The organism is Kitasatospora sp. NPDC002965 (genome assembly GCF_040611255.1).
In the GTDB taxonomy this organism is placed as follows: Bacteria; Actinomycetota; Actinomycetes; order Streptomycetales; family Streptomycetaceae; genus Kitasatospora.
Map to the genome: position 1 here is coordinate 79,252 of NZ_JBEXNT010000022.1, position 9,640 is coordinate 88,891.

The 9,640-nt window shown below is 75.1% G+C and carries 9 protein-coding genes; 5 read left to right on the forward strand and 4 right to left on the reverse strand.

Features of this window, described 5'->3' with window-relative positions:
* The first annotated feature begins 62 nt into the window (after positions 1–62).
* From ABZY91_RS12505 to ABZY91_RS12520, 4 genes are all read left to right on the forward strand, one after another.
* Positions 63–491 (forward strand): GntR family transcriptional regulator, encoded by a 429-nt coding sequence (locus ABZY91_RS12505; RefSeq protein ID WP_329879314.1) that lies wholly within the window; start codon positions 63–65, stop codon positions 489–491.
* Positions 488–1,417, forward strand: coding sequence for an ABC transporter ATP-binding protein (locus tag ABZY91_RS12510; RefSeq protein WP_355401892.1), 930 nt, complete (start codon positions 488–490; stop codon positions 1,415–1,417). The genes ABZY91_RS12505 and ABZY91_RS12510 overlap by 4 nt, the downstream gene beginning before the upstream one ends.
* A complete protein-coding gene (locus ABZY91_RS12515) occupies positions 1,414–2,445 on the forward strand; it encodes a hypothetical protein (protein ID WP_355401894.1) in 1,032 nt (343 codons plus the stop codon). The genes ABZY91_RS12510 and ABZY91_RS12515 overlap by 4 nt, the downstream gene beginning before the upstream one ends.
* Before the next feature lie 468 nt (positions 2,446–2,913).
* The gene (locus ABZY91_RS12520; RefSeq protein WP_355401896.1) at positions 2,914–4,179 is read left to right on the forward strand and encodes an NAD(P)/FAD-dependent oxidoreductase; all 1,266 of its coding nucleotides are present in this window, start codon (positions 2,914–2,916) and stop codon (positions 4,177–4,179) included.
* Between the two features lie 86 nt (positions 4,180–4,265).
* On the opposite strand, the gene ABZY91_RS12525 is transcribed toward ABZY91_RS12520, so the two are convergent.
* Both ABZY91_RS12525 and ABZY91_RS12530 read right to left on the reverse strand, forming a co-directional pair.
* Positions 4,266–5,369: a LacI family DNA-binding transcriptional regulator gene (locus ABZY91_RS12525; protein ID WP_355401898.1), complete on the reverse strand. Its 1,104-nt coding sequence runs from the start codon at positions 5,367–5,369 to the stop codon at positions 4,266–4,268.
* Positions 5,370–5,463: 94 nt separating this feature from the next.
* Complete coding sequence (locus ABZY91_RS12530; RefSeq protein ID WP_329948279.1) at positions 5,464–6,342, reverse strand: MurR/RpiR family transcriptional regulator; 879 nt, start codon at positions 6,340–6,342, stop codon at positions 5,464–5,466.
* 85 nt (positions 6,343–6,427) lie between these two features.
* Between ABZY91_RS12530 and ABZY91_RS12535 the strand changes: the two genes are divergently transcribed.
* The gene (locus tag ABZY91_RS12535; RefSeq protein ID WP_355401900.1) at positions 6,428–7,342 is read left to right on the forward strand and encodes a DMT family transporter; all 915 of its coding nucleotides are present in this window, start codon (positions 6,428–6,430) and stop codon (positions 7,340–7,342) included.
* A gap of 89 nt (positions 7,343–7,431) precedes the next feature.
* Here the strand turns inward: ABZY91_RS12535 and ABZY91_RS12540 are convergent, their stop codons facing one another.
* Positions 7,432–8,064 (reverse strand): GNAT family N-acetyltransferase, encoded by a 633-nt coding sequence (locus ABZY91_RS12540; RefSeq protein ID WP_355401902.1) that lies wholly within the window; start codon positions 8,062–8,064, stop codon positions 7,432–7,434.
* 310 nt (positions 8,065–8,374) lie between these two features.
* Entirely contained in the window at positions 8,375–9,499 is a 1,125-nt protein-coding gene (locus ABZY91_RS12545; RefSeq protein WP_355401904.1) for an exo-alpha-sialidase, read from the reverse strand.
* Positions 9,500–9,640: the final 141 nt, after the last annotated feature.

The following is a 9,640-nucleotide window of genomic DNA, read 5'->3' on the forward strand; positions in this document are numbered from 1 at the left end:
TGACCGCGGTGGTGCGGTGCGCCACCATTCCACTATTGAACTAGTGAAAGGGCGATGCGAGTGTGATCGAGTACCGCATCGAGCGGCGCAGCGGCGTCTCCACGTACCAGCAGATCGTGCAGCAGACCAAGCAGGCGCTGCGGCTCGGGATGCTCCAGCCGGGGGACAAGCTGCCGACCGCGCGGGAGGTGGTCGAGCAGACCGCGATCAACCCCAACACGGTGCTCAAGGCCTACCGCGAGCTGGAACGCGAAGGGCTGGTCGAACCCCGACCGGGACTCGGCACCTTCGTCCGCCGCTCCCTCGCCCGACCGGAGGCGGCCGCCGACGGTCCGTTGCGCGCGGGACTGGTCGGGTGGGTCGACGAGGCCCGGGAGGCCGGGCTCGACCGGGAGGACATCGACGCCCTGATGGCCTCCGTACTGGAACAGCGCTTCGAGACCGGGGTCGCCCCGGCGGCGCCGAACAAGGAGGGCGGGGGGACCGCATGACATCCGAGGCCGACAGCCGACCGGCGGTCGAGGCCGTGGGGCTGGGCAAGCGCTACCGGGGGGACCGGTGGGCCCTGCGGGACTGCAGCTTCACCGTTCCGGCCGGCCGGATCTGCGGGGTGGTCGGCGCCAACGGGGCCGGAAAGAGCACCCTGTTGACGCTGGCCGCCCGTCTGATCAAGCCCACCGCCGGGGAACTGCGGGTCCTCGGCGAGCCGTCGGGCACCCCCGAGCTGCGGACCCGGGTCGCCTACGTGACCCAGGAGAAGCCGCTCTACCCCTCCTTCACGGTGGCCGACACCCTCCGTCTCGGCCGCGAGCTGAACCCGCGCTGGGACGAGGACGTGGCGCAGAAGGTCGTGAACCTGGGGGAGTTGGACCACCGGGCGAAGATCGGTTCGCTCTCGGGCGGCCAGCGGACCAGGGTCGCGCTCGCCGTGGCCCTCGGCAAGCGCGCCGACCTGCTCCTGCTGGACGAGCCGATGGCCGACCTCGACCCGCTCGCCCGGCACGAACTGATGGGCGCCCTGATGGCGGAGGCTGCCGACCGCGGCACCACGATCCTGATCTCCTCCCACATCCTGCCCGAACTCGACGGCGTCATCGACCACTTGCTCCTGATGCAGTCCGGGCGCATCCGGCTCGCCGGCGACCTGGAGGAGATCCTCGACGGCCACCAGCTGCTCACCGGTGCGGCCGGGGCCGCCCAACTCCCCGACGAGCTGGCCGTGGAGAAGCGCGTCCGGGGGCGTCAGGTCACCGCGCTGATCCGCACCGGGGAGGCGGTGGCGGGCCCGTGGGAGGCGACCCGGCCGAGCCTGGAGGAACTGCTGCTGGCCTACCTCCGCACCCCGATCGCCGACCGCCCCGGCACCACCACGCGTACCGCCGGCTCCGCAGAGCCCGACCGAGAGGCCGCCGCATGAGCACCAGCCTGTTGAGCGGCCGGGCCGCCCAGGGGTCCGCCGACGGCCCGGCGGGCCCGACCCGTCCCGCGCGCCGGCCGACCGGGCTCCTCTGGCTGGCCCTCCGGCAGAGCCGGTCCGCGATCCGGGTCACCGCCGCCCTGCTCGTCCTCGCCACCGTCGTGCTGCTCACCATCCACTTCGTCGTCCAGGACCGGGCCGGAGTCATGGAGCAGAGGGGCTGCCTGGACTCGTCCTTCTGGGGGGAACGCCAGTGCTGGCCCCTGATCCAGCGCATCGAACTCGCGGCCAGGGCGTTCACCGATCTGGTCCAGCCCGCCGTCTTCGCGCTTCCCGTCGTGCTGGGCATGTTCCTCGGTGGGCCGCTGCTCGCCCAGGAGTACGAGCGCGGCACGATCCGCCTGGTGCTGGCGCAGTCCGTCGCTCCGCGTCGCTGGCTCGCGGCCCGGCTCGCCGTCGCCGGGCTGGTCGTCCTGCCGGCCGTCGGGGTGTTGTCCCTGCTGACCACCTGGGTGTGGTGGACCGACGTCATCCACGGTCCGGCCGGCTTCGACCCGCCGTTCCAGACCTCCACCTACCCCGCGCTCGGCCTGGCCCCGTTCGCCTGGTCGCTGTTCGGCCTGGCGCTGGGGGTGCTGGTCGGGGAACTGGTGCGCCGGACGGTCACCGCCGTGCTGGTGAGCGGGGTGCTGATGGTGATCGCGAGCGTCGTGATGCGGCTGGTCCGGCCGTACCTCTGGCCGGTGGTCGACGCCGTGGTGCCGTACGACGAGTCCATGGGCGGCTTCATGCAGCCCACCAACGCCTGGCTGGTCGAGCGGGGCATCGTCCTGCCGGACGGCACGAGGGCCCCGGACGGGTACTGCGTGGCGAGCTACGAGTGCGACGAAGCGGTCGGCGCCTGGGGGCACTACCACCCGGTCTCGCACTTCGTCCCGATCCAGCTCGTCGAGACGGGCATCCTGGTCGTGCTCGCCGTCATCGCCCTCGCCGTGGTGTTCCGGCGGATCGCCAGGGCCTCGGGCTGAGGTCCGGGCGACCGTCGGCCGTTCGGGCGCGATCCGCAAGTACGTCGTCTCGGACACCTCGGGCACCTCGGACGATTCCGGGCCGGTCCGGGCGCAATCCGGGCCGGCGCCGCCCGCCCCGGCGGTGTCGCGTCGTCACCGGGCCTTCCGGCCCGGTGCGTCGGCGAGGGCGGTGACCTGCTCCGCCGGGGGCGGCCCGTCCCCGGCGCGGGCCCCCGCCGGACGACGGCCCGGTCGACGAACTCCGGCGGGAGCCCGGCCCCGACGTGCGCGTGCCCGTACCGGACACCGGTGCGGGCACACGCGCGTTCCCCGCCGGATCCCCGTCCGGGCCCGGGCCGTCCCCTCCGTTCACGGTGCCGGCCCGTACCGTCCGATTCCGGTCTTCAACCCGAGCGCCCGGCCGACCAGACTGGGACGGCGTTCGGGCCTTCGCGATCTCCCCCTCTCAAGGAGAAGTGCGCACCAATGACCGGAATCACGACCACGCCGCACGTCGCCGTCATCGGCGGCGGCCCCGCCGGACTCACCCTCGCCCGCGTCCTCCACGTCCACGGCGTCGCCGCCACCGTGTACGAGCGCGAGCCCTCCCGCGACGCCCGCGTCCAGGGAGGCACTCTCGACCTGCACGGCGACACCGGACGGCGCGCCGTCCGGGAGGCCGGGCTGGACGCCGAGTTCTGGGCCAAGGCCCGGCCCGAGGGCGAGGACTTCCGCCTGCTCGACAAGCACGGCACCGTCCACAGCGCCTTCGACACCGGCCGACCCGCCGGCGAGGGCGCAGGAACGGACGCGGGAGAGGGCCGAGGAGCGCGCCCGGGCGCCCCCGGAAACGCGAACTCGCCCGACGAGGACGGCGCTCCCGAGATCGACCGCGGCGACCTGCGCGCCCTCCTCCTCGACTCCCTCCCCCCGGCCACCGTCCGGTGGGGGCACCGCCTCGACCGCGCCGAACCGCTCGGCGACGGCCGGTACCGGCTCCACTTCGACAACGGCACGGTCGAGACCTGCGACCTGCTCGTCGGCGCCGAGGGCGCCCGCTCGCGCGTCCGCCCCCTGCTCACCGGCACCGAGCCGCGCTACACCGGTGTCAGCCTCGTCGAACTCGGCATCCCGGACGCGGACCGCACCGCTCCCGGGGCCGCCGCCTTCGTCGGCAACGGCAGCCTGTACGCCTTCCAGGACAACAAGGGCCTCGCCCTGCAACGCAACAGCGACGGCCGGATCCGGATCTACGCCTTCTACCGCAGCGCCGAGAGCTGGCTGGAGTCCGCCGGCCTCTCCGAGCAGGACCCGGTCCGCACCCGCGCCGCCGTCGCGCGTCACTTCGCGGACTGGGCACCGGAGTTCCGGTCGGCGCTGGCCGCCTGTGACGACAGCCTGCGCGCCCAGCGGCTGGACATGCTCCCGGTCGGCCTGACCTGGCGGCGCGCCCCGGGGGTCACCCTGGTCGGCGACGCGGCGCACCTGATGTCGCCGTTCGCGGGCAAGGGCGTCAACCTCGCGATGTGGGACGCGGCCGAACTCGCTCTCGCCGTGGCCCCCGTCCTCGCCGGAGAGCGGTGGGAGGCGGGAGCGCTCGACGCCGCGATCGCCGGGTACGAGAAGGCGATGTTCGAGCGCGGCGCGTTCTGGGCGGGCATCTCCGCCCTCAACCTGGACCGGCTCGTCGCCCCCGACGGCCACGAGAACCTGGACGTCATGCTCGGCCCGCCGCCGGGCGCGGAGGGGTAGCGCCCGCCGCCGCCCGCCGCCCGCTGCGCGCCGGTCGCCCGCCGCCCGCCGCTCGCCGTTCCCGTGCGGCGTCGGCCCGGTGCGGCTCAGCGCAGGACGGCTCGGACCGGCTCCTCGCTCCGCCCGGTGTCCTGCTCCGCGCGCTTCGGATCGCAACCGCAGGAGCGGCGGACGACCATCCGGGCCGGGAACATCCGGGCCCCGTTCGACGCGGGTTCGCCGTCAGGCCGCGCGTCACCCTCCCCGCCCGGGCGGTCCCCGAGCACCAGGCCGACGGCGGCGCGCGCCATCTCCTCCTGCGCGGTGGCCACGCTGGTCAGCGACGGACCGGCGATCACCGCCTCGGCGATGTCGTCGAAGCCCGCCACCGCGAGGTCCTCCGGCACCCGGATGCCCAGGTCGTCGGCGGCCCGCAGCAGGCCGATCGCCTGGTCGTCGGTCGCGCAGAAGACCGCGGACGGACGGTCGGCGCGCGCCAGCAGCGTGAGCGCCTCACGGTGCGCCCGCACGCGGTCGAAGGGAGCCTGCGTCAGCCGCCCCTCGGTGGAGATCCCCGCCTCGGTGAGGGCGACGGCCCAGCCTGCGGTCCGCACGGTCACCGGGTCGCTCGGGCTGAGCGAGAAGGTGCCGCCGAAGCAGTGGACTTCGGCGTGCCCGTGGCCGAGCAGGTGGCGCACGACCTCCCGGGCGCCGCCCTCGTCGTCGGCCACCACGGCGAGCCCGTGCTCGGTCTCCGCCCGGTGGTGCAGCAGTACCACCGGCGTTCCCTCGGTGGAGTCGATGCCGACCACCCCGGGGGCCGACGGGTCCTGGGTGACCAGGATCAGCCCGTCCACCTGCATCCCGAGGAAGGCGCGGATGTAGTGGGCCTCGCGTTCGTCGGCGTAGTCGGAGTTGCCGATGAGCAGCAGCCGCCCGCGTTCGGCCGCCGCCCGCTCCACCGTGTGCGCCAGTTCGGCGAAGAACGGCTGCCGGGCGTCCGGCACGACCATCCCGATCAGGTCGGTGCGCCGCCGCGCCATCGCCTGCGCGACCCGGTTCGGCCGGTACCCCAACTCCTCGACCGCTGCCAGGACTCGGGCCCGGGTGGCAGCAGCCACCGGGCGCGGTCCGTCGTTGATCACATAACTCACGACCGCGGTAGACGTCCCCGCCACCCTCGCCACGTCGTCCCGCGTCACCCTCGCCATGTCCGCGAGCCTACACACCGCGCCTGACCGGCGACGTTGCCATTTCACCCCTTGAGAGCAGGGCAGGGGTCCCGTCCGAGCCCGGCCGCCCCCTTCAGTACGCGTGGTCCGCCGTCACGTCCGCCGACAGGCGCAGGGCCCGCTCGGCCGTCTCACCGCGCAGGGAGAGCAGTGTCGAGGTCAGCGCGTCGACGACGGTGAGGTGGGCGATGCGGCTGGCGGTGGTCTCCAGGCCGAAGACGAGGTCCTGTCCGCCGGCGACCAGCGTGTGCGTCGCCGTCTCGCTGAGCGGCGAGCGGGCGTAGCTCGTGAGGGCGACGACGGCGGCGCCGTTGGCGCGGGCGTGGCGGGCGGCGTCGACGACGGTGCGCGTGGCACCGGTGTGACTGACGGCCAGGCAGGCTGCGGTGGAGGGGAGTTGGGCGGCCGCGAACTGGGCGGTGATCGGGTCGGCGGGTGAGTCGGCGAGGATGCCCAGGGCGCGCAGGCGGTAGGCGGCGTCGAGGACGACCGCGCCGGAGAGGCCCGCGCCGACGACCAGGACGTGGTCAGCGGAGTCGAGGGCCTCGGCCGCCGCCCGGAGGTCGTCGGCGCCGAGGGTGGCGGCCATCCCGTCGAGGGCCTCGCGGGCGGCGCGGACGGTGTCGGCGAGGGCCCGCGCCGCCGGGTCCCGGGGGTCCGCCGGGTCGGGCGCCGGCGCGGGCGCCTGCCGGACGGCGGCGATCTTCAGCTCCTGGTAGCCGCGGAAGCCGAGCCGCTGGCAGGCCCGGACCACGGAGGACGGCGCGGTGCCGGCGAGCTCCGCGACGTCGCTGACGCTGAGGTCGACCAGGTCGGCGCCCCGGGCGAGGACCACCCGGGCGACCCGGGCCTCGGTGCCCCGCAACTCGCCGAGCCGCGCGCGGATGTGCGCGGCCAGCCGGGATTCCAGCCGGGTCTCCGGCGGGGGGAAATATTCGGAACGCTCTTCCATGGATCTACTGTAGCGTGGAATTCTGTTCCAAGTCCGAGGGTTCAGAGGGGTCCGAGGGTTCAGAGAGTTCAGGGGGAGTTCCGCCATGCCTGCTGTCACCGCCGGAGCAGTGGCCGTCGCCGCGGCCACTGCCGGGGCCGGCCCCGCGTCCGGTCCTGCGGCCGTCCCGGTGGTGGTCCTCGCCGCCGCCGTGCTGCACGCGGTCTGGAACGGCCTGGCCCACCGGCTCCAGGACAAACTGGTCGGCTTCGCCCTGATCAACCTCGTGTACACCGGGTGCGCGGTGGTGCTGGTGCTGCTCAACCCGCTGCCGGCCGCCGCGGCCTGGCCGTACCTGATCGCCTCGGTGGTGATGCAGGTGACCTCCCAGCTGCTGCTCCTCCGGGCCTACCAGCTGGGGGACTTCGGGCAGATGTACCCGATCGCCCGGGGCTCGGCTCCGCTGCTGGTGGCGGTCCTGTCCGTCACGGTGCTGGGCGACGAGCTCGGCGGCGGCGAGCTGCTCGGCGTCGCCGTCATCTCCTGCGGTCTGATCGGACTGGCCTTCGCCCGGGGGATACCGGGGCGGGCGCACCTGCCCGCGCTCGGGGCGGCCGCCGGTACCGGGGTGATGATCGCCGCGTACACGGTGCTGGACGGCGGCGGCGTGCGGCACGCGGGGACGGTCGGCGGCTACGTGGCCTGGCTGTTCCTGCTCCAGGGGCCGGTCCTGGCCCTGATCGCCTGGGCGCGCAGGGGCCGGGGCCTGCTGGTCGGGGCCGGCCCGCTGGTCCCGGTGGGGCTGCTCGGCGGGGTGCTGTCGCTGACGGCGTACGGGCTGGTGGTCTGGGCACAGTCGCGGGGGAACCTGGCGAGCATCGCCGCGCTGCGCGAGACGAGCATCGTGATGGCCGCACTGATCGCCACCGTGGTCTTCCGGGAGCGCCTCGGGCGGATGCGGATGGCGGCGAGCGCGACCGTCCTGGCCGGGATAGCCGTCCTGGAGCTGGCCCGCCCCTGAGGCTGTCCCTGGCGGGAGCTGTCCCGGGCGGGGCGGACCGGTGCTCCCCGGTCCGCCCGGGGTGTCGTACGGCCCGGCCGCCGCACGACTCAGGGGACGATCACCGTCAGCGTGCTGCGCGTGACCGAGAAGCCGAGCGACTCGTACAGCTGCCGGGCCCGGTTGCCCTCGGTCACCGCCAGGCCGATCCCGGTGGCGCCGTCGGCGGCGATGCCGGCGAGGACGCGGCGCAGCAGGTCCCGGCCGAGGCCGGGGTAGCCGAGGTCCGGGTCACGGAAGACGTGGGCGATCCAGGGCAGGCCGTCCCAGTCGGTCAGGACGGCGCCGGCGGCCACCCGGTCGGCGTCGTCGACGACCAGGGCGCTGGCCGGCAGCAGGGGGCCGATGACGCTTCCGGAGAGCAGTTCGGCCATCCTCCGCACCGGGTCGTCCCCGTGCGTCTCGGGGCGGTGGTCTGGGTGCCCGGGACGGAAGGCGGCCCGGGACGGCCCGTCCAGCTCGGTGGCCCCGCGGTCGCACGGTACGACCTGGAAACCCTCCCGGAGCGGGGTCCGCGCCCAGGACGGCCAGCCCCCGGCGGGAGGGGCGTCGACCAGGCTCCGGTGCATGGTGTGGCCGTGCCGCAGCGGGGTCGCGCCACGGCGCAGCAGCTCCCGGCCGAGCGGGACGGGGCCGGAGACCACCCAGCCGGCCATCTCCGCCAGCACGTACCGGGCCGGCACGGCCGGGTCCGGCCGACCACGTCCAACCGGTCGGCCCAGGGGCGGCCCTCCCGCTCGCCCCGCTGGTACCGCACGACCGGAAGGCCGTCGGTGCCGTACCCGAACCGCCAGCCGGCTTCCGCTTCCGCCACGCCGCCCCTCCGATCTCCGAGAACCGGAACACCCCGTCGTCGGCCATGCTCCGTGAGCGTCCCGTTCGACGGCAACCCCGTTTCCCCGGTCGGACCGCCCTGCCGGCGTCACGTCGGGCACGACCCGGCCGCCGTGCCGCCTGCGGTGCGCGGGACGGCGCCCGGGGGGAGGGGCGGGGTCAGTCCGCCACCACCGCCGCGCGGACGCAGAGGACGTCCGGCAGGTGGGAGACCAGCGGTGACCAGTGCTCGCCCTCGTCGTGGCTGGCGTACACCTCGCCGGTGCGGGTGCCGAAGTAGAGCCCGGCCGGGTCGGCGTCGTCGGTGCGCAGCGCGTCGCGCAGCACGACGCCGTAGTGGTCCCCGCCGGGGAGCCCGTCGGCCAGGGGCTGCCAGCTGTCGCCGCCGTCCGCGGTGCGGAAGACGCGGCACCGGCGGTCGGGCGGGATGCGGTCGTCGGCGCCGCCGAGCGGGAACACGTACGCGGTGTCGGCGCGGCGCGGGTGGGCGGCCACGGCGAAGCCGAAGTCGGCGGGCAGTCCGTCGGCGACGGACCGCCAGCTCGCGCCCGCGTCGTCGCTGCGGTAGACGCCGCCGTGGTTCTGCAGGTAGAGCCGGTCGGGGTTGACGGCGTCCCGCGCGATCTTGTGGACGCACTGGCCGAACTCGGGGTACTGGCTCTCCTCCGGGAGGAACTCGGCGCGCAGCCCGGAGTTGGAGGGCTCCCAGGTGCCGCCGCCGTCCTTGCTGCGGTAGACGCCGCCGCTGGAGATCGCGACCAGCAGCCGTTCGGGGTCGCGGGGGTCGGTGAGGACGGTGTGCAGGCCCTGGCCGCCGTAGCCGGCGCCCCACTCGGCGCGCTGCGGGTGCTCCCAGAGCGACTCGACCAGCGTGAAGGTCTCACCGCCGTCCGCGGAGCGGAACAGCGCGGCCGGCTCGGTGCCCGCGTAGACCACGCCCGGAGCCTCGGGGCCGGCCGGCTGGAGCTGCCAGACCCGGGTGAGCGAGGCGCCGGTGTGCTCGGGGAAGCGGATCGCCGGTGCGGACGGTTCGGACCAGGTCGCACCCAGGTCGTCCGAGCGCCGGACGGTCGGCCCCCAGTGGCTGCTGTCGGCGCCCACCAGCAGCCGGACCCGGCCGTCGCGGCGGTTCCCGCCGTCGACGGGGTCCCGGCTGTCGACGGCGACGGAGTAGACCGCGTTCATCCGGAAGTGCGGCCCGCTGAACTCCCAGTTCAGCCGGTCGCGGCTGCGTCCGAGAAAGAGGCCCTTCTCGGTCCCGACGGCCAACAGCACCTCGGTCATCACACACCACCTGGTCGGCGTAACGGCCCCCGCACGGACACCCCCTCCGGCCAGTGTCGCGCCGCCCGGCGGCTCCCACACCTCGCCGCGCCGGGGCCCGCGGCCCGCGCCCGGGGCAGCCGGCCCCCGTCCGCCCCGGGC

Bases quoted from the DNA above. Each gene is read 5' to 3' on its own strand.
- ABZY91_RS12535 (WP_355401900.1), top strand. From the start codon at position 6,428: ATGCCTGCTGTCACCGCCGGAGCAGTGGCCGTCGCCGCGGCCACTGCC.
- ABZY91_RS12515 (WP_355401894.1), top strand. From the start codon at position 1,414: ATGAGCACCAGCCTGTTGAGCGGCCGGGCCGCCCAGGGGTCCGCCGAC.
- ABZY91_RS12525 (WP_355401898.1), bottom strand. From the start codon at position 5,369: ATGGCGAGGGTGACGCGGGACGACGTGGCGAGGGTGGCGGGGACGTCT.
- ABZY91_RS12545 (WP_355401904.1), bottom strand. From the start codon at position 9,499: ATGACCGAGGTGCTGTTGGCCGTCGGGACCGAGAAGGGCCTCTTTCTC.
- ABZY91_RS12510 (WP_355401892.1), top strand. From the start codon at position 488: ATGACATCCGAGGCCGACAGCCGACCGGCGGTCGAGGCCGTGGGGCTG.
- ABZY91_RS12520 (WP_355401896.1), top strand. From the start codon at position 2,914: ATGACCGGAATCACGACCACGCCGCACGTCGCCGTCATCGGCGGCGGC.
- ABZY91_RS12530 (WP_329948279.1), bottom strand. From the start codon at position 6,342: ATGGAAGAGCGTTCCGAATATTTCCCCCCGCCGGAGACCCGGCTGGAA.